Raw genomic sequence first — 18586 nt, forward strand, 5'->3', positions numbered from 1 at the left:
TTCTTTGTCGCGGGGGGGTGTGGGTGTGGTGGTGGCGGGGGTGGTGGTTGTTGTGGGGCCCCCCCCCCCGCCCGGGCGGGGGGGGGGGGGGCGCCCCGCGCCGGTGGTGTGGAGCGGGGCTGCTAGAACGGCGGGAGCGTGCCGAGCTTGACGTCGCCCGTGTAGTGCTTGCCGAGCGCGTCGAAGTCGTAGTACAGGTGCACGTCGTCGCCGACCAGGTAGAACCTCTGCGTGCCGTTGACGAACGGCGACAGGCCCAGGTGGAAGGTGATGCCCTCGGTCAGGCTGCCGGAGGCGCTGCCGACCTTGACCTTGCCGAGGAACGGCACGTTCGCGTACACCACGATGGACGCGGAGCGGGCGGTCGTGTCGAGGGTGAGCGTGGTCTCCAGCGGGCCGGTGACGTAGGTCCAGGTCTGCACGTCCGTGATGGCGGGCGTGACGTTCTGGACCACTGCGACCGGGGCCGGGGCCGGGGCGGCCGCCATGGCCGCCGTGCTGCCGAAGCCGACTGTCAGGACGGCGAGGCCGGCCACCACAACACCCGCACGACGTACAAAGCGGTTCTTCATGGTTCCCTCCCAGAGGTGTGAGCTGATGGGCGGGTCCCCCGGGGTGATTCCTATCAGTCAACTCGCTTGGGGTGCCAGCGTGTTGTACATCACGACCGCGCTCCGGCGTAAAAGTGGACCCACCCGTTCGGGTGGTTTTTCTTGACTTGGCCAGCGGCCCTGTGCAGTGCGGGGCGGCCCGGGTCGCGCGGCCCGTTCCGGGTACGGAGCAGCCGTCCCCTCGTGCGGGTTCGGGGTTTTGCCGGCCGACTGCGGGGCGGGGCCTGCGGGCGGGCCGGGGCCGGTGGCGGGCCCGTTCGGGGGCGGGACGGTCTGCGGTCGCGGGCCAAGTGGACCGGTTCGCGCGGGGGGCGCTACGCGCGTCCATTTCCGTCCACCCGGGGGGATTTGTCGGACCTTCACGGTTCCCCCATCAGATAATCACTCGGCTGCCGGAATTCCGACCCCTGGCGTACCGCGCGGTCCACTCGAATTCCTTCGCACACCGCCGAGCAGCGAAAGGCCTTCACCCCATGACCCGCCCTGCCGACCGCCCCTCCCCCGACCAGCAGCTGCGCGAGGCCGCCGCGCGGCTGGACCGGCGCCGCTTCCTCACCGTCACCTCGGCCGCCGCCGCGCTGGCGTTCACCGTCAACCTGCCGTCCGCGCACGCCGAGGACGCCGAGTTCGGACCGCGCGCCATCACCGGCAACCCGTTCACCCTCGGCGTGGCCTCCGGCGACCCGCTGCCCGGGGCCGTCGTGCTGTGGACCCGCCTGGCGCCGCGCCCGCTGGAGCCCGGCGCCGGGCTGCCGCCCGCCGGCTCGGTGCGGGTGGGCTGGGAGCTGGCCCGCGACGAGCGGTTCCGCAAGGTGGTGCGGCGCGGCAGCGCCCGCGCGCACGCCGAGTTCAACTACGCGGTGCACGTGGACGTCGACGGCCTCGACGCGGACCGGGTGTACTGGTACCGCTTCACCGTCGGCGCCTGGAGCAGCCCCGTGGGCCGCACCCGCACCGCGCCGGAGCGCGGGCGCCGGCTGGACGCCGTCCGCTTCGGGCTGGTGTCCTGCCAGGCCTACGAGGACGGCTACTTCACCGCCTACCGCCACCTGGCCGACGAGGACCTGGCCGCGGTGTTCCACGTCGGCGACTACATCTACGAGTACGGCATCGACGCGGCGGGCGGCGACCGCAAGTACACCGACCGCACCCTGCCGGCGCTGTTCAACCACGAGACCGCCACGCTGGAGGACTACCGGCTGCGCTACTCCCTCTACAAGAACGACCCCGACCTCCAGGCCGCGCACGCCGCCCACCCCTGGTACGTCACCTGGGACGACCACGAGGTGGAGAACAACTACGCGGCCGGCATCCCCGAGAAGGGCCAGGACCCGGCGCCGTTCATCGCCCGCCGCGCCGCCGCCTACCGCGCGTACTGGGAGAACATGCCGCTGCGGATGCCGCAGCCGCGCGGCACCGAGCTCACCCTCTACCGGCGTGTCCACTTCGGGCAGTTGGCGCAGTTCGACATCCTCGACACCCGCCAGTACCGCGACGACCAGGCCAACGGCGACGGCTGGCAGTACCCCACCCCGGAGAGCGAGGACCCGCGGCGCACCCTGATGGGCGCCGCCCAGGAACGCTGGTTCGCCGAGGGCCTGCACCGCTCCCGGGCGACCTGGAACGTCGTGCCGCAGCAGGTCGTCTTCTCCCGCCGCAAGAACACCACCGCCGATCGCTCCAAGCTCTCCATGGACGCCTGGGACGGCTACCCGGCCGCCCGCGAGCGCTTCCTGACCGCCGTCGACCGGGCCGGGGTGGAGAACCTGGTGCTGCTCACCGGCGACGTCCACGTCGCCTACGCCCTGGACGTCAAGCGCGACTTCGACAAGCCGGACTCGCGCACCGTGGGCGTGGAGTTCGTCGGCACCTCGATCAGCAGCGACGGCGACGGCGAGGAGAAGCCGTCCAACTGGCAGAACCTGATGTCGGCCAACCCGCACATGAAGTTCTACGACGGGCGGCGCGGCTACACCACGCTCACCCTGGACCGCCACCAGGTCCGCGCCGACTACCGCGCCGTCTCCCACATCACCCGCCCCGGCGGCACCGTCACCACCGCCGCCTCCTTCGTCACCCAGGCCGGCAACCCGGGCATCCACCCCGCCTGACCCGCTGCCCCCGGGTCCCGCCGCTCACGGGGGCGGCGGGCCCCGGGGGTGGCTGAGAGCCTTGAGCGTGACCGCGCCGCACCAGTTGCCTCGCATAGGCCCCCCGGCTGCTCAGGACTGAGCAGCCGGGGGACTCAACTACGCGCGAAGGTGTTCCAGTGCCTTCTCCAGCGCGTCCTCAGCGGCAACCGCCACGTCCGGCTCCACGCCAACGCCCTCCCAGTTGGTGCCGGTGACCGGGTTGATCGAGCGGGCCGCCGGCACGGTCACCGTCACATGCGGCGCAACAGGAATACGGGCCGTCGGGTGGGCGCCACCACGCGTCGTCTGCCCGACCAGCGTCGCCCGCTTGAGCACCTTCAGGTTGTACGACAGCTCCTCCCCACCGGAGAAAGTGAAGTCGCTGGTCAGCACCGCCACCGGCCGGTCCGAATAGCGCGGCGCGGCGAGGTGCCCGAGGGTCCAGTACTGGCGGGTGGAGTCGGTAGCCCGGTCGTAGATGTCGTTGAGGTGCACCTCGTCGTCAGCGAAGAAGTAGCTGCACCACAGCTGAACGCCCTCCGGTGAGCCGCCGCTGCACTGCCGCAGGTCGATGACCAACGCCTCGGTGGAAGCGACCAATTGCATCGCGGCGGCGATCGCGGGACCGCCCACCCCGGCCGGGGGAATCATGCGCAGATCGAGGTAGCCGATGTTGCCGTCGAGTTGCTCTGCCCGCCGGATGCCGTAGTTCTTCTCCCGGGCGTACCGCTCGAACCGGGCCCGGGCGACGTCCTCCGGCTCCTCGTCCATCGACTGCGGCTCCTCGCTCCACAACAGCCGCAGGTGCTTGTCCGGACACACCCCCTGCAAGTCCTCCGTGACCCGCTCGCACAGCCCCCGCTCGTCCAGGCCCTCATAAGCGCCTTCCGCCAGCCGGTTCCGGATCGCCACTTCAATGGCCGCCGTCTTCTCGGGGAACACGTAACCAGCGGTGATCCGGGCGAGGGCGGTGTCGAGTATCGCTCCATGAGTGATCATTCGCGCGATCGTAGGGCAAGGCCGACCCGATGCCCAGCGGTTTCTCAGCGAACTCCTCACCGTCACCCCCTCCCCCGGCCCCGCATCAAACCCGCCCTCACCCACTGCCGCACCCAAGCCCAAGCCGCCCACCCATGAGCAACACCCCACCGTGCGCAGGAAGTCGCCCCCGCCGACTTCCTGTGCAGCGCGGTCGGCTCGTCCAGGTCAGCCGGGCGCCACTCGCGGACATGCGAGTGGCGCCCGGGGCGGCCGGACCTCAGGGCCGCCATCCGCCGACACCCTCCACCTCCACTCGCCTCGGCACCACACGGCGGTTTCTAGGGGCCTTCGTGTGTTCTGGGCCTGTTGGAATCCAACAGGCCCAGAGGCAACGCCGGCCGTGGGATACGTCCGGCTCATCTGCGGCTCTGGCCGGGTTCGTGCAATGTCGTGCATGCCGGGTTGTGATTCTGATTCGCAGGGTTGACGGTGGTGCGCGTCCTCGCAACTCCGCAGACGTTGGAGATCGTCATGGCCCTGGGTTTCGTGGGCATCGACCCCGGCACGGGCGGCGGAGGTCATCGTGCAGAACTGGGCGGCCGATGACGCGCTCTGCGAGAAGATCGCAGGGACCGGGTGGGTTCCCGGCCGCACGCTCGGGATTCCCGCTCATGAGTCCGTGATCCGGACCCCGGCCCGCATGGCCCCGATCCTGAAGGAGGCTGTCGAACGTGTCGAACGTGCCCGACTTCGCCGCGCTGCTGAGGAGCGCTCAGAGGACCGCGGTTCATCTGGAGATGCGTGACTCCTACGCCGTGGGCGACGAGGCCGAGGAGATCGACCGCTTCTCCCGCACCGGCGAGATCGAGCTGGACCCCGAAGCGTCGTGGTGGCCCGAGTGGCTGGGACTCGTCCGCGAGACGGTCGGTCGTGGCGTGGTCATGCGGCGGGCCCGGATCGTGTCCGAGCCGGTGACCGACTACATCCGGTGGGAGCACGCGGTCACCCCGATGAACCTGGCGGCCGGGGAACTGGTTCGGTGGCTGCCGAGGAGTCAGGCGTCGGACATCGCGCTGCCGGGGAACGACTTCTGGCTGATCGACGACAAGCTGGTGCTGTTCCACTTCTTCACGGGGTACGGCGACTGGGCCGAGCCCGGGTTCGCCTTCTTTGAGGACTCCGCGACGGTTCGTCTCGTCTCCTGCGCGTTCGAGGCCGTGTGGGAGCGTGGCACCCCGCACGACAAGTACAGCGTCTGACCTGCCTTTACCTGCGAACACCGGACTGCCCGCCCCTCCTGCGGCGAACGCGTCAGCCCATCGACACGATGGGGTGGTCGCCAACCGGTTGCCGGAGGCCGGGAAGGAAAGGCGGGGCGGCGCTGCGTTTCCTGGCCTGGCGCCCCGCGATGCGGCGGGGCGCCAGGCCGGGGAAGAGGGGCCCGGGTCTTTCGGGTTTCGCTAGGTGCGGGCGGCGGTGGCGCGGGTGCGGCGGGAGAGGGAGTCCAGGACGACGGCGGCGAGCAGGACGGCGCCGGTGATCATGTACTGGATGGCCTGGGCGGCGTGGACCATGTCCAGGCCGGTGGTGATGGACTGGATCACCAGGATGCCCAGCAGCGCGGACCAGGTCTTGCCGCGGCCGCCGAAGAGGCTGGTGCCGCCGATGACGGCGGCGGCGATCGCGCTCATCAGGACGTTGCCGCCGCCCAGTTGCTTGTCGGCGGAGCCCTGCTGGGAGGCGTAGAACAGCCCGCCCAGGCCGGCCAGGAACGCGGACAGCATGAAGACGGAGATCCGCACCCGGGCCACGTTGACGCCGGCGCGCCGGGCGGCCTCCACGCCGCCGCCGACCGCGAAGATCTGCCGCCCGTAGGAGGTGCGGCGCAGGACGAAGTCGGTGAGGACGACGACGCCCACCAGCACGACCAGGGGCAGCGGCAGGCCGCGGTCCTGGTTGAGGGCGTAGGCGGTGGCGAGGGTGAGCACGGCCAGGGCGCCGGTACGGATGGCGGTGTCGGCGGTGGGGCGGGCGGTGAGGCCGGCGGCGGTGCGCCGGCGGGCGGTGCGCAGGTGGGCGAGCAGGTAGAGGGCGGGGGCGAGGACCGCCAGGGCCCAGGCGTAGGCGATGTCGCCGTCGCCGAGGAAGGTGGTGTCGAGGGTGGCGATGAGGCCGCCGTGGCGGTTGTTGACGGTGCCGAGGTCGCCCAGGACGTACTCCTGCAGGCCGCTCCAGGTGAGCATGCCGGCGAGGGTGACGACGAAGGCGGGGACGCCGACGCGGGCGAAGAAGAGGCCGTGCAGCAGGCCCATGGCGGTGGCCGCGGCGAGGGCGGCGAGCACGGCGAGCCATTCGGCGACGCCCTGGCGCACGGCGAGGACGGCGGCGAGGGCGGCGCTGGCGCCGGCGACGGAGCCCAGGGAGAGGTCGATCTCGCCGAGGATGAGGACGAAGACGACGCCGACGGCGATGAGGCCGGGGCCGGCGATGAAGCGGGTGATGTTGGTGAGGTTGTCGGCCTGGAGGAAGTGGCCGGTGACGGACTGGAAGATGACGGCGATCAGGATGAGGCCGACGACGACGGGCAGGGAGCCGAGTTCGCCGGCGGCCAGGCGCCGGCGGGCGGCGTCCAGGTAGCCGGCGGGGCCGGCGGCCCGGGTGTGCAGGCGGGGGTCGGCGCCGGGGGCCGCGGGGGTGTCGGCGGGGGTGCTGGGCGTGGTCATGCGGCGTCCTCCTCCTCGGTGTGGCGGGCCTGGCGCCGGGCGTGGGCGTTGTCGGTGGCTCCGGTGATGGCGGAGACGATCTGCTCCTGGGTGGTGCCGGCGACGGGGAAGACGCCGTTGTTACGGCCCAGGCGCAGGACGGCGACGGTGTCGGCGACGGCCCGCACGTCGGCCATGTTGTGGCTGACGAGGACGACGGCCAGGCCGCGTTCGCGCAGCCGCTCGACGAGGTCGAGGACCTGGGCGGTCTGTTCGACGCCGAGGGCGGCGGTGGGCTCGTCCAGGATGACGAGGGCTGGCTCGCCGACCAGGGCGCGGGCGATGGCGACGACCTGGCGCTGGCCGCCGGAGAGCGCGGCGACGGGGGTGCGCACGTCGGGGATGCGGATGGCGAGGGTGTCGAGGAGTTCGCGGGCGTGCTGCTCCATGGCGACCTCGTCCAGGAGCCCGTGGCGGCGTTTCTCGCGTCCGAGGAACAGGTTCGCGATGACGTCGAGGTTGTCGCACAGGGCGAGGTCCTGGTAGACGGTGGCGATGCCGAGGGCCTGGGCGTCCTGGGGGCGGGTCAGGCGCACGGGCTCGCCGTGCCAGGTGATGGTGCCCTCGTCGACGGGGTGGACGCCGGCGATGGTCTTGACGAGGGTGGACTTGCCGGCGCCGTTGTCGCCGACGAGGGCGAGGACTTCGCCGGGGTGGACGTCGAGGCCGACATCGGTGAGGGCCTGGACGGCACCGAAGCGCTTGGAGACCGAGCGCAGCTGGAGGACGGGTGCGCCTGTCACATGAACCTTCTTCTGCGGTGGTGGACTTGGACCCGGGTCGAGCTGGGCGGCTGGGCGGGGCCGGCTGGGCGGCTGGGCGGCTGGGCGGGCCGGGCTACTTGAGGCCGGCGGCGGCGCAGGCGGCGGCGTAGTCGGCGGTGCAGATGTCGGAGACCTTGTAGAGGCCGTCGGCGACGACGGTGGTGGCGATGTTGGCCTTGGTGACGACCTTGGCGTCCAGGAACTTGGCGGGGATGGCCTTGTCGGTGGCGCTGTCGACGGTGGCGGTGGCGACGGTCTTGACGTCCTTGCCCTTGAGGAGGGCGACGGCCAGTTCGGCGGCGGAGTCGGCGAGCGGGCGGTAGGCCTTGTAGATGGTGAAGGCCTGGTCGCCGTTGACGATGCGCTGGATGGCGTCGAGGCCGGCGTCCTGTCCGCCGACGGGGACCTTGATGCCGGCGCCCTGGAGCTGGGTGATGATGGCGCCGGCCATGCCGTCGTTGGCGGAGTAGACGGCCTGGAAGCCGTTCTTGCCGAGCTGGGTGACGGCGGCGCCGATCTTCTGGCCGGCGATGGTGGCGTCCCACTGGCCGGACTGCTCGTAGACGATCTTCTTGACCTTGGCGTCGAGGACCTTGTGGGCGCCGGTCTTGAAGTCGGCGGCGTTGGGGTCGGCCTCGTCGCCGTTGATCATGGCGACGTTGGCGTCGGCGGCCTGCGGGCCGAGGGCGTCGACGAGGGCCTGGCCCTGGAGTTCGCCGACCTTCTCGTTGTCGAAGGAGACATAGGCGGCCACCGGTCCGGTGGCCAGGCGGTCGTAGGCGACGACCTTGACGCCCTTGGCGGCGGCCTCCTGGACCCAGCCCTGGGTGGACTTGGCGTTGTAGGGGTCCAGGATGATCACCTTCACGCCCTGGGCGAGGAGGGTGTCGAACTGTTGCTTCTGCTTGGCGGCGCTGCCCTCGGCGTTGTTGTAGAGGACCTTGCAGTCCGCGCACAGGGCGGCGACCTTGGCCTCGACGAAGGGGCGGTCGAAGGATTCGTAGCGGGTGGAGGAGGCGTTCTCGGGTAGGAGCAGCCCGATGGACTTGCCGTCTCCGGAGGCGGCCGCGTCCTTCTTGTCGCCGCCCGCCTTGCCGCAGGCGGCCATGGACAGGGCCAGTGAGATGCCGGTGGTGGCGATGAGGACGCGACGCAGTGCTGCGTTCATGGGGGTGCCTCTCCCTGACGTCGCCGCGGCTCTGCGGCGGGGTGGGGGGAGTTAAACCTGAACGCGTACATGACGTCAATAAGTAAATTCAGACTGTGGGCGATGCGCCTCTACTCGTTATCTTCATGAACACTGACGGGGAGTTGAAACCTGGAGGAAGCTCCAAATGACGGAACGGCGGCGCCCGTTGCGGGGCCCGCCGTTCAAGAGTCGATCAACCTGTCGGGGCGTCAGGGAGGTGGGGCGCCCGCCGCCCCCCGTGCGGCGGGCGCCCCCGTGCGCGGTGGTACCGGTGCGCGGTGGTACCGGTGCGCGGTGGTACCGGTGCGCGGTGGTACCGGTGCGCGGTGGTACCGGTGCGCGGTGGTACCGGTGCGTCAGGGGCAGTGCGTCGGGAACGACGCGTCAGGGGCGGTCGAGGGTGATCGAGTTGATCGGGCCCAGGTCGTACCAGACGCCGTTCTGCGCCGGGATGTCGTAGACGCAGCTGCCGCCGCCCGAGCCCTTGCACAGGTGGGCGTGGGCGCCGCCGGACTGGTTGTTGAGGACCCAGTGGTTGCCGTACTGGTTGCTCAGGTTGTGCGCGCCGTAGCTCCAGTACACCTCGCTCGGGGCCGAGGCCGGGTTCTGGTTCTGCGGGTAGACGCAGACCGCCCCGTACGGACAGCCCGCCCAGGAGCCGTCGGCGGCGCCGGCGCTGCCGGCGCCCAGGGTGGTCAGGGTGGTCAGGGCCGCGGTCGCGAGGGCGAGGGTGGCGACGGCGTGGGTGATCCTGCGCATGGATGGTTCTCCCTTGGCTGGTGAGCGGCCTGACGTGGGGTCCGGCCGGTGCTCAGCAGCCTAGGAACGCGGGCGCGGCGGCGGTCCCTGACATCTGACAGGGGCGCGCCGCCGCACTCCGGGAGCCGGCCTGCCGGCTCGCGGGGCTAGAGCTCGCGGGGCTAGAGCTCGCGGGGCTAGAGCTTGCCGAAGGTGTCGCACTGGGCGAGGTCGCCGGTGCGGTAGCCGGTGGTGAACCAGGTCTTGCGCTGCTCGGAGGAGCCGTGGGTCCAGCCCTCCGGGTTGACCCGGCCGGTGGCCTGCTTCTGGATCCGGTCGTCGCCGACGGCCGCGGCCGCGTCCAGGCCCTGGGCGATGTCCTGGTCGGTGAGGGAGGCGATCAGCGGCCGCCCGGTGGAGGGCTGCGGGGTGGTGGTGGCGTGGTGCGCCCACACCCCGGCGTAGCAGTCGGCCTGGAGTTCCAGCTTCACGGAGGCGCTGTTGGCGCCCTGGCGGTCGCCGCCCACCTTCTGCATGGTGCCGAGGAGGTTCTGGATGTGGTGGCCGTACTCGTGGGCGACGACGTAGGACTCGGCGAAGGGACCGCCCTTGGCGCCGAAGCGGGCCGAGAGCTCGTTGAAGAAGCCGAGGTCGAAGTAGGCCTTGCGGTCGCCGGGGCAGTAGAACGGGCCGACGGCGGAGGTCGCCGGGCCGCAGGCGGTGGAGACCTGACCGGTGAACAGCACCGTCTCGGCGTTGCGGTACGCGGTGCCCGTGCGCTTGGGCAGTTCGGCGCGCCAGAACTCCTGCACGCTGTTGGTGACCGCCACGATCCGGCAGTCCTGGCGCCGGTTGGCGTCCGCGCCGGTCTTGCAGGCCTGCTGCACCTCGCCGGCGGTGTGCGCGCCGTTGGAGGTGGTGGAGCCGCCGCCGGAGGACAGGCCCAGCAGCTGGGGGTCCACGCCCAGGACGACCGCGAACAGCACGACGATCAGGCCCACCGCCCCGCCGCCGATGGCGACCTTCCCGCCCGGGATCCCGCGCCGGTCGTCCACCTGCGAGGTGTCGAGATCGCCCTGGTCGTCGAACTGCATGCCCCTGCCCGCTTCTGTCGTGTTTGTCAGTACTGGTGACGGTCTGTGCCGGTGACGGCCCGCCCAGCCTACGGGCAGCGGGCGCCGGCGCGGCGCAGCGGGGGCGCGGGCGGCAGGGGCCGGGCGGGGGCGGGGTCGGGCGGCGACTGCGGACGCGGCCGTGGACGTGGCGATCGGGCACCGCTCCCCCGGGGCCGCGTGTGCCGTCCTGGATCACCATCCGACCTGGCTGATGGACTGACGATTCGTCAACTCCTGATGCGGGTACCGGATTCGGCCGCGACGGAGAGCTCGGCAGGGCGGGCGGGCCCGCGGGGGCGGCCGAGCAGGACGCCGGCCAGGACCAGGGCCAGCCCGCACACCTGGCGCGTGCCGAGCCCCTCCCCCGCGAGGCCGGCGCCCAGCAGGACGCCGGCGAGCGGGTTGAGCAGGCCGAGCAGGCCGACCGTGCCGGCCGGCAGGTGGCGCAGGCCCGCGAACCAGAGGGCGAAGGCGAGGGCGGTGGCCACCAGGGCGACGTAGCCGAAGGCCGGGAGCGTGCGGGCGTCCATCGCCGGGGGCGCGCCCTCCGCGGCGGCGGCCAGGGGCAGCAGCATCAGGCCGCCGGCGGTCAGCTGCCAGGAGGTGACGGCCAGGGGGTCCGCGCCCTCGCGCCAGCGGGCGGCCAGCACGTAGCCGACGCAGGAGACCAGCATCGCCGCCGCCGACGCCGCCAGCCCCGCCCCGCTGACCGCGCCGCCCGCGCCGAGCAGCGTGAGCGCCACCCCGCCCAGGCCCACCACCGCGCCGACCAGGTGGGCGCGGTGCGGGCGCTGCCCGGCCAGTGCCCAGGCGGTGAGCAGCATCGCCAGCGGGGAGGCGGCCATGACGGTGGCGGCGGTGCTGGTGGGCAGCAGTTGGGAGGCGAGGTAGAGCAGGACGAAGAACACCGCGGTGTTGAGCAGTCCGAGCAGGGCGCTGCGCCACCACCAGGGCCCGTGCGGGCGGCGGCGGGACAGGGCGAGCAGGACCAGTCCGGCGGGCAGGGCGCGCAGGGCCGCGCCCCACAGGGGCCGGTCGGCGGGCAGGTAGGCGTGGGTGACGTAGTAGTTGGCGCCCCAGGCGAGTGGCGCGACCGCGGTCAGCAGGACCCACCGCAGATTGGCTTCCATGGAAGGCAATATACCTTCCCGGGAAGGTACTGGCGGTAGGATGGCCCCATGGAGCACCAGCAGCACCCCCGGACGCCCTCCCCGCCGGGCGCGGACGCCGACCACGTGGCGCTGATCCAGGCCGCGTGGCGGCGCGAACGCCCCGACCTCGACGTCTCCCCGCTGGCCGTCATCGGCCGCCTGCACCGCCTCGCCGCCCGGCTGACCGGCGAACTCGCCCTGGTCTACTCCCGCTACGGCCTCGGCGAGGGCGACTTCGACGTCCTGGCCGCGCTGCGCCGGACCGGCGCCCCCTACGAACGGGCCCCCGGGGAACTCGCCGCCCACACCATGGTCACCACCGGCGCGATGACCAAGCGGATCGACCGCCTCGAACGCGCCGGACTCGTCACCCGCCGCCTCGCCGAGGGCGACCGGCGCGGGCGCGTCGTCGCCCTCACCGACGCCGGACTGCGGCTGATCGACGAGGCGTTCACCGCCCACCTGCGCAACGAGCACCGCCTGCTCGCCCTCCTGTCCCCCGAGGAGGCCACCGCCCTGCAGACCCTCCTCACCGCCTGGCAGCACCGCCTGGACGGCGCCGCACCGGACGGCGGGCCAGCACAATTTGACTGCTCCCCCGGCTGACGCCGGGGATTCCGGCTTCTGTCGGGTGGATCGGTGACTCAGGCCGCCTTCCGGGACGGCGTCCCGGAAGGTCTTCTGCCATCAGCGTCAGCCGGGTTCAGACCTGCCCGGTTGAGCATCACGTAAGCGGAGTTCTTGTCCCTGGGGGACACGGCTCCGCACGTGGTGCAGGTATAGGTGCGCAGTCCCAGCCGCAGTGCGTGCTTGGTTCTCGCATCGCAGTGCGCGCAGTCCATCGCAGCCGGTAGGTGTACCGGCCATGCCCGGTACACCCGTCCGTGTCCTGCGCCGTGATCGCCATGACCGGCAACATAGCCTGACGGTCTGACAAAGGTGCTTGGACCGGGGCGGTGGACACCGGCCCGGTGAGCGGCAAAACGGCCGCCCCCGACCCGCCACGCGGAAAACCGAGCTCCTCCCCGACCTGAAAGCCGGGGCATCCTCCGACATCAAGGTGACGCATGACCAGCACCCCGCCGCCGCCCCAGCCCGAACCCGGGCCGCCCGTCGCCCCGTCCCCGTCCGGCCCGGAGAGCCCGGGGGCCCGGGCCGACCGGCGGCTGGTGGAACTGCTCCAGGAGCTGCGGGTGCTGCAGACCGGCGTGCAGATCGTGTTCGCGTTCCTGCTCGGGGTCGCCTTCACCCCGCGCTTCGCCACCCTCACCGACGGCCAGCAGGACGTCTACGTCACCACCCTGCTGCTGGCCGTCATCTCCTCGGCCGTGTTCGCCACCCCGGTGGCGCTGCACCGCGGGCTGTTCCGCCACCCCGGCAAGGCGCGGATCGTCAAGGTCTCCGCCCACATCGCCCAGCTGGGCCTGATGCTGCTCGCCTGCGCGCTCACCGGCGCCGTGCTGCTCGTCCTGGACGTCGTGCTCGGGACCGCCACGGCCCTGGCCATCACCTCCGTCGTCGCACTGATCTTCGCCGGGCTGTGGTTCGTCCTGCCCTGGGCGGTGCGCCGCCCGCTGCACGACGACTGAACCGGACGCGGCGGCCGAACCGCGGGCCGGTCCGCGGGCGCGCCGTGTGGTGAACTCCGGTTCCCCACACGGCGGTCGACGACGGCCAGCCCGCCGCCACGGGCGGGGTGAGCCAGTCGTCGAGGGGGACGCCGCAGCTGTTGACGATGCCCGCGACCAGCGCGTAGGCGCCGACGAGGGCGAGCAGTTCCAGCAGCTGCGGGGTGGAGTGGCGGGCGGCCAGCTCACGCCAGGTGGCCGGGGACAGCGCGCGGTCCCCGCACAGCTCGTCCACGGCCCGCAGCAGCGCCCGGTCGCCCTCGCTCCAGCCGGGGGCGTCCGGCCCGCCGAGAACGCGGGCGATCTCGGGCCCGGTCAGGCCGGCGGCGGCGCCGAGGCGGGCATGGTGGTGCCACTCGTAGGCACAGCCGGTGCGGTGCGCAGGATCGCCAGTTCCCGTTCGCGGGGCGGGGTCAGGCCCTGGGCGAGCTGGGTGAGCAGGGGCACCAGGGCGACCAGCAGGTCGGGGTGGTGGCCGATGGTCGCCAGGACGTTGAGCACCGGACGGCCCGCCAGCGGCCCGGCGCCGCCGGCGAGGACCTGCGCCGCGGGGCCCTCCAGGCGTCCGGCCAGGGCGGCGACCTCGGAGGCGGGCCGCGGCGCGAGCCTCGGGGCCGCGCCGGCGGGGCACGGGGCGCCGCGCGACGCCTGAGGCCTGACGCCCGCTTCCGCCTCCCGCGACCCGCTTCCCGTCACCCGCGCCGCGCCGGGGGCGGGTGCGGGTGACGGACGGGACCGGGCCGGGGCCGGCTGTCGGGCGCCGGGGGCCAGGCGGGGAAGGCCCACACCTCCCTCACCCCTCAGAGCCCGCCCGCCCCCGAAACCGCTTACCGCCCCACCCCGCGCGGCGGGTACCGTGCCCGGATGCACAGCAACGACACCAACGGCAGCGGGAGCGCCAACGGGGACGGCAACGGCAGCGCCCCCACCTGGGACGTCCTGCTGCTCGGCGGCGCCTCCGGTCTCGGCAAGAGCCGCGCCGCCGCCGAACTCGCCCGGCACAGCGGCGCGTTCGTGGTCGAGTTCGACGACGTCGCCGCCGCCCTGCACGCCGCCACCACCGCCGAGGGCCACCCCGGCCTGCACCACTTCGACGGCCTCGACGACCCCGACGCGCTGCCCGCCGACCGCGTCCTGGAACTGCAGATCGCCACCGCCCGCGCCCTGGACGACGCCCTGCTCGGCGTGGTGCGCAACCGCCTCACCGTCGACGTGCCCGCGATCGTCGAAGGCGACTACCTCACCCCGGCCGCCGCCGCCCGCGCCGCCGCCGAGGCCGCCGGGCAGGGCCGCGTCGTGCGCGCCGTGTTCCTGCACGAGGGCGACGCGGCCGGCATCAGCGCCAACTACGCCCAGCGGGAGCCCGACTGCGGCCCGCAGGAACGCCGCGCCGCCGTCAGCGCCCGCTACTCCCACTGGCTCGCCGACCAGGCCCGCACCCACCACCTGCCCGTCCTGGACTGCCGCCCCTACCCCACCCTCGCCGACCGCCTGCTCCGCGCCCTGGCCTGACCTGACCTGGCCTGACCTGGCCTGACGTGGCCTGACCTGGCCTGACCTGGCCTGACCTGGCCTGACGTGGTCTGACCTGACGAAAGGGGTCCACAGGTGCTGATCGTGGTGAGCGGCGGGCCGGGCAGCGGGAAGACGACGCTGGCCCACGCGCTGGCACAGGCCCTCGGCTGCCCGGCGGTGTGCCGGGACGAGCTGAAGGAGGGCCTGGTGCACGCGGGTACCCGGGCCGGGAACCCCGACGAGGCGGTGCGCGCGGCGTTCTTCGACGTCCTGGAGGTCCTGGTGCGCGCGGGGGTGAGCGTGGTGGCGGAGGCCGCGTTCCAGGACCGGCTGTGGCGACCCGGCCTGACCCCGCTGGCCGGGCACACCGAACTGCGGATCGTGCACTGCCGGGTGGACCCGGCAGTGGCCCGCGCCCGGATCCGGGCCCGCCTGACGACGCACCCGCGCCGCGCCGCGCACGCCGACCGCGCGCTCCTCGCCGCCCCGCCCGGCCCGGGCAACCTGCTGGACGACTTCACCCCGCCGTCCCTGCCGGTGCCGCACCTGCACGTGGACACCACCCACGGCTACCAGCCGCCGCTGGCGGACATCACCGCCTTCGCCACCAGACCCTGACGCCAAGACCCTGGCGCCAAGACCCTGACGCCGAGGCGCGGGCGACGGCTCGCCAGTGAGCCCGGCGGCCTGCCAGGTCAACTCCGCACAGCAGAACGCGAGTTCAGATTCCCGCAGGCCTTCGACGGGCTTCGCACGGACGGCGGCTCCGCCGACCTGCCGCGCCCGGCCGTCCGTTTGCGGGCAGCGCGCGAGGGGGAGGACCCCGCGCCGGTCCCCGCTTGCAGGCCCCGCTTGCAGGCCCCGCTTGCAGGCGAGGCACCGTGACCGCCGTGACCGCCGTGGCGTCAGCCGTCACTCCGACAGCCGTACTCGGCAGTCCGTCGTCAGTTTGTCAGCTCGCTCGCATGGGCCGCCGGGATGACTTCTCCAGCGCGCCGGATCAGCCCGGATAACACGGACGGCATAGTCATTTCGTCACCTTACGGCCGCATTCATGCCGTCATCCAAGAGTCCCGCGAGCACCCTGGGGAGTCCCCGATGCCCGAAGTCAGACGCCACTGGGGCTTGGCCCGAGCCTTCGAGACGCCAGGAAGAGCCCTGGCCCGTCCGCCGAGGAGGGCGGGCTCGACACGGCGCGGCTGGACGGGAATGCTGGCGGCCGTGCTGACGCTGGCGCCGGTGCCGCTCGTCCCGCTGCTGGCCGCCCCCGCCGCGCACGCGGCTCAGACGTGCCCGGCCGATGCCGGCTACACCGACTGCCTGTCCTTCGCCTATACCGGAAGCGACCAGGACTTCACCGTCCCCACCGGGGTCTCCTCGATCAGGGCGAAGGCCTGGGGTGCGGGTGCGGCCGCCGACGGCGACACCGCCGCGGCCGGCCGCGACCACGCGAACCGGCCGGGCGCCGCCGGCGCCTACGCGACCGCGCTGCTGGAGGTGACGGCCGGACAGCGGCTGACGGTGGTGCCGGGCCAGGGCGGGCGGTCGCGTCCCGACGGCTCGGGCTCCCCGGAGGCCCGCAACGGTGGCGCCTCCGCCATCCGGTCGGGCCAGTCGCACACCCCCGCGGACACCCTGCTGGCAGCCGACGGCGGCACGGCCTCGGCCACGAGCGCGGCTGCGAGCGGCGCCGACGCTGCCGGGGCCGGTCCTGAAGACGGGTCGCAAGGCCTCGCCCCTCACGTGACCGAGCGCCAGTACGTCACCGGGGCGGCCTTCGGCGGCTTCGCGCCGTCCATCGCGGGCGTCAACAGCACCGACACCAGCACCAACACCAGCGCCAACACCAGTGCCGACGCGGCGAAGGACGGCGGCGGCCACAGCGGCGACGGCGGCAACGGCCTCGTCGTACTGGAGTGGAAGGACCCCGGCACCGGCGCCACGACAACGCAGGCCGACCCCTCACCGGCCGCGACGCCCACCGGCCGGAGCAGCGCTCCAGGAGCCCCGTCCCCGGAGGCCGCGCCATCCGCAGCGGCCGGACCGGCCGGGCCGAGCAGCGCGGCCGCCCCGCCGAGCGCCGCCCCGCTCGGCCGCTTGCCCCGGGCACCCGGCGACCCCCTGGACTGCACGGGCAACACGATCTACGCCATCCAGCGTGGCTCCTCCACCGCCGCGAACGGCACCCTGCTGGCCCTGGCCGCCGGCAGCGTCGGCGGATCCAGCGTGACCGCGACGACGGTCAGCACGCTCCCCGCCGGGTCGGGCTTCACCAACGCCCTCGGGATCACCGACGGCGGCACCGCCGCCTACGTGGTCGACCAGACCCCGACCGTCGCCGGGTCCGTCAACGTGTACGGCTACAACGCGGCCACCCAGACCTGGACCACGTACACGGGAACCGCCGGCGCCACCACCGACTCCTTCGTCTCCGGCGCGGTGGACCCGGTCAACGGCATCTACTACTACGCCAGCTTCGAGCCCGGCACGGCGACCACGCCCGGCGTGGCCACCCTCTACGGCTTCAACACCACCACCAACACGGCGATCCCCGGCGTGATCGCCACGTTCAACCTGCCCGTCACCGGCGCCTCCGGCCCCAACGGCGACATCACCTTCGACGCGGGCGGCAACCTCTACGCCCTCTCCTCCGTCGGCACCGACGCCGCCATCGGCCGGGTCGCCGGGCCGATCCCCACCACCGGGTCGGCCACCGGCGTACCGCTGACCGACACGGTGCTGAGCACCCTGCCCAACCCGGACAGCAACTCGTTCAACGGGGCGGCCTTCGACAACGCCGGAATGCTCTACATCGAGTTCGCCTCGGGGACCACCACCTTCCTGGAGCAGCTCAACCCGAACACCGGCGTGATCACGGCCGGGCCCACGCCGTACTCCAACAACGCGTTCCTGTCCGTGGACCTCGGCGCCTGCTCCACCAACCCGACCCTGGCCCTGCAGAAGAACATCGTCGGCCGGTTCGCCTCGTCGACCACGTCGAACGACCAGTTCAACCTGGCGATCACCGGCGGCGGCGTCACCCAGGGCAACACCGCCACCACGACCGGCACCAGCACCGGCATCCAGACACCCCCCGCCGGCCCGGTCATCGCCGTGTCGGGAACCACCTACACGCTGACCGAGACCGCCGCCTCCGGCAGCCTCGCCAACTACACCACCGCCTACGACTGCGTCGACACGGCCAACGGCAACGCCCCGGTCGCCTCGGGCACCGGCGCGACCACCTTCAACCTGCCGTTCCCACCCACGGTGGAGGGCAAGAACAGCCCGCTGGTGGTCTGCACCTTCACCAACACCCCGGTCCCCGCGACGCCCGCGCTCACGATCATGAAGACCGCGTCCCCGACCACGGTCACCGCCGTCGGGCAGGTCGTGGACTACAGCTTCCTCGTGACCAACACCGGCAACGTCACGCTGACCAACGTGACGGTGAACGAGACCGCGTTCTCCGGCAACGGCACCCCGCCCGCGATCACCTGCCCGGCCGGCGCGGCCTCCCTCGCCCCCGGCACGTCCGTGACCTGCACCGCCAACTACACCGTCACGCAGGCGGATGTCGACAGCGGGAAGGTCACCAACACGGCGACGGCTACGGGCACCCCACCGTCCGGTCCGCCGGTGACCTCCCCGCCGTCCTCGACCAGCGTCCCGAACACCCCGGCCCCGGCTCTCACCGTGGTCAAGTCGGCCTCGCCGACCACGGTTTCGGCCGTCGGGCAGGTCGTCGACTACAGCTTCCTGGTGACCAACACCGGGAGCGCCACGCTGACCGATGTGACGGTGAACGAGACGGCGTTCTCGGGCAGCGGCACCGCACCCGTGGTGACCTGCCCGGCCGGCGCGGCCTCCCTCGCCCCCGGCACGTCCGTGACCTGCACCGCCAGCTACACCGTCACGCAGGCGGATGTCGACAGCGGGAAGGTCACCAACACGGCGACGGCTACGGGCACCCCACCGTCCGGTCCGCCGGTGACCTCCC

At 72.8% G+C, this 18586-nt stretch carries 16 protein-coding genes and 1 pseudogene; 7 read left to right on the top strand and 10 right to left on the bottom strand.

The annotated features are described in order from the left end of the window. Positions 1-122 precede the first annotated feature (122 nt). A complete protein-coding gene (locus tag ACFV6D_RS26075) occupies positions 123-572 on the bottom strand; it encodes a hypothetical protein (protein ID WP_159398753.1) in 450 nt (149 codons plus the stop codon). Between the two features lie 512 nt (positions 573-1084). Here ACFV6D_RS26075 and ACFV6D_RS26080 point away from each other — a divergent pair. After that, positions 1085-2722 (top strand): alkaline phosphatase D family protein, encoded by a 1638-nt coding sequence (locus ACFV6D_RS26080; protein ID WP_363378133.1) that lies wholly within the window; start codon positions 1085-1087, stop codon positions 2720-2722. 138 nt (positions 2723-2860) lie between these two features. Here ACFV6D_RS26080 and ACFV6D_RS26085 read toward each other — a convergent pair whose 3' ends face one another. After that, positions 2861-3742, bottom strand: coding sequence for a S41 family peptidase (locus ACFV6D_RS26085; RefSeq protein ID WP_380346002.1), 882 nt, complete (start codon positions 3740-3742; stop codon positions 2861-2863). Between the two features lie 704 nt (positions 3743-4446). Here ACFV6D_RS26085 and ACFV6D_RS26090 point away from each other — a divergent pair. Further along, the gene (locus ACFV6D_RS26090) at positions 4447-4983 is read left to right on the top strand and encodes a DUF6879 family protein (RefSeq protein WP_380561293.1); all 537 of its coding nucleotides are present in this window, start codon (positions 4447-4449) and stop codon (positions 4981-4983) included. A gap of 201 nt (positions 4984-5184) precedes the next feature. Here the strand turns inward: ACFV6D_RS26090 and ACFV6D_RS26095 are convergent, their stop codons facing one another. The 6 genes from ACFV6D_RS26095 to ACFV6D_RS26120 form a co-directional block, all read right to left on the bottom strand. Further along, positions 5185-6447, bottom strand: coding sequence for a sugar ABC transporter permease (locus ACFV6D_RS26095; RefSeq protein ID WP_380561270.1), 1263 nt, complete (start codon positions 6445-6447; stop codon positions 5185-5187). Next, positions 6444-7229 carry an ATP-binding cassette domain-containing protein gene (locus tag ACFV6D_RS26100; protein WP_063352939.1) on the bottom strand — a complete coding sequence of 262 codons (786 nt, stop codon included), beginning with the start codon at positions 7227-7229 and terminating at the stop codon, positions 6444-6446. The genes ACFV6D_RS26095 and ACFV6D_RS26100 overlap by 4 nt, the downstream gene beginning before the upstream one ends. Before the next feature lie 94 nt (positions 7230-7323). After that, positions 7324-8418 (bottom strand): sugar ABC transporter substrate-binding protein, encoded by a 1095-nt coding sequence (locus ACFV6D_RS26105; RefSeq protein WP_380345997.1) that lies wholly within the window; start codon positions 8416-8418, stop codon positions 7324-7326. Between the two features lie 405 nt (positions 8419-8823). Beyond that, a complete protein-coding gene (locus ACFV6D_RS26110) occupies positions 8824-9198 on the bottom strand; it encodes a hypothetical protein (RefSeq protein WP_063352941.1) in 375 nt (124 codons plus the stop codon). 176 nt (positions 9199-9374) lie between these two features. Then, entirely contained in the window at positions 9375-10271 is an 897-nt protein-coding gene (locus tag ACFV6D_RS26115; protein WP_380376127.1) for a neutral zinc metallopeptidase, read from the bottom strand. A 248-nt stretch (positions 10272-10519) separates the two neighbouring features. Continuing rightward, complete coding sequence (locus tag ACFV6D_RS26120) at positions 10520-11422, bottom strand: EamA family transporter (RefSeq protein WP_380561271.1); 903 nt, start codon at positions 11420-11422, stop codon at positions 10520-10522. 48 nt (positions 11423-11470) lie between these two features. Between ACFV6D_RS26120 and ACFV6D_RS26125 the strand changes: the two genes are divergently transcribed. Then, positions 11471-12049, top strand: coding sequence for a MarR family winged helix-turn-helix transcriptional regulator (locus ACFV6D_RS26125; protein WP_380561272.1), 579 nt, complete (start codon positions 11471-11473; stop codon positions 12047-12049). Between the two features lie 38 nt (positions 12050-12087). Here the strand turns inward: ACFV6D_RS26125 and ACFV6D_RS26130 are convergent. Further along, a pseudogene (locus ACFV6D_RS26130) lies at positions 12088-12339 on the bottom strand (zinc ribbon domain-containing protein); the annotation flags it as partial. Positions 12340-12510: 171 nt separating this feature from the next. Here ACFV6D_RS26130 and ACFV6D_RS26135 point away from each other — a divergent pair. Next, positions 12511-13032 (top strand): DUF6328 family protein, encoded by a 522-nt coding sequence (locus tag ACFV6D_RS26135; protein WP_380561273.1) that lies wholly within the window; start codon positions 12511-12513, stop codon positions 13030-13032. 354 nt (positions 13033-13386) lie between these two features. Here ACFV6D_RS26135 and ACFV6D_RS26140 read toward each other — a convergent pair whose 3' ends face one another. After that, positions 13387-13767, bottom strand: coding sequence for a hypothetical protein (locus ACFV6D_RS26140; protein ID WP_380561274.1), 381 nt, complete (start codon positions 13765-13767; stop codon positions 13387-13389). Between the two features lie 168 nt (positions 13768-13935). Here ACFV6D_RS26140 and ACFV6D_RS26145 point away from each other — a divergent pair, with 168 nt between their 5' ends. The 3 genes from ACFV6D_RS26145 to ACFV6D_RS26155 all read left to right on the top strand — a co-directional run. Beyond that, positions 13936-14583: an AAA family ATPase gene (locus tag ACFV6D_RS26145; RefSeq protein ID WP_380561275.1), complete on the top strand. Its 648-nt coding sequence runs from the start codon at positions 13936-13938 to the stop codon at positions 14581-14583. Between the two features lie 96 nt (positions 14584-14679). Next, entirely contained in the window at positions 14680-15204 is a 525-nt protein-coding gene (locus ACFV6D_RS26150; protein ID WP_380561276.1) for an AAA family ATPase, read from the top strand. A 603-nt stretch (positions 15205-15807) separates the two neighbouring features. Further along, on the top strand, positions 15808-18586 hold a 2779-nt coding region (locus ACFV6D_RS26155; RefSeq protein WP_380561277.1), incomplete at its 3' end, for a hypothetical protein.

The sequence above is a fragment of the Kitasatospora sp. NPDC059812 genome, assembly GCF_042732075.1.
Lineage (GTDB): Bacteria > Actinomycetota > Actinomycetes > Streptomycetales > Streptomycetaceae > Kitasatospora.

Bases quoted from the DNA above. Each gene is read 5' to 3' on its own strand.
- ACFV6D_RS26120 (WP_380561271.1), bottom strand. From the start codon at position 11,422: ATGGAAGCCAATCTGCGGTGGGTCCTGCTGACCGCGGTCGCGCCACTC.
- ACFV6D_RS26105 (WP_380345997.1), bottom strand. From the start codon at position 8,418: ATGAACGCAGCACTGCGTCGCGTCCTCATCGCCACCACCGGCATCTCA.
- ACFV6D_RS26145 (WP_380561275.1), top strand. From the start codon at position 13,936: ATGCACAGCAACGACACCAACGGCAGCGGGAGCGCCAACGGGGACGGC.
- ACFV6D_RS26095 (WP_380561270.1), bottom strand. From the start codon at position 6,447: ATGACCACGCCCAGCACCCCCGCCGACACCCCCGCGGCCCCCGGCGCC.
- ACFV6D_RS26110 (WP_063352941.1), bottom strand. From the start codon at position 9,198: ATGCGCAGGATCACCCACGCCGTCGCCACCCTCGCCCTCGCGACCGCG.
- ACFV6D_RS26085 (WP_380346002.1), bottom strand. From the start codon at position 3,742: ATGATCACTCATGGAGCGATACTCGACACCGCCCTCGCCCGGATCACC.
- ACFV6D_RS26135 (WP_380561273.1), top strand. From the start codon at position 12,511: ATGACCAGCACCCCGCCGCCGCCCCAGCCCGAACCCGGGCCGCCCGTC.
- ACFV6D_RS26080 (WP_363378133.1), top strand. From the start codon at position 1,085: ATGACCCGCCCTGCCGACCGCCCCTCCCCCGACCAGCAGCTGCGCGAG.
- ACFV6D_RS26125 (WP_380561272.1), top strand. From the start codon at position 11,471: ATGGAGCACCAGCAGCACCCCCGGACGCCCTCCCCGCCGGGCGCGGAC.
- ACFV6D_RS26075 (WP_159398753.1), bottom strand. From the start codon at position 572: ATGAAGAACCGCTTTGTACGTCGTGCGGGTGTTGTGGTGGCCGGCCTC.
- ACFV6D_RS26115 (WP_380376127.1), bottom strand. From the start codon at position 10,271: ATGCAGTTCGACGACCAGGGCGATCTCGACACCTCGCAGGTGGACGAC.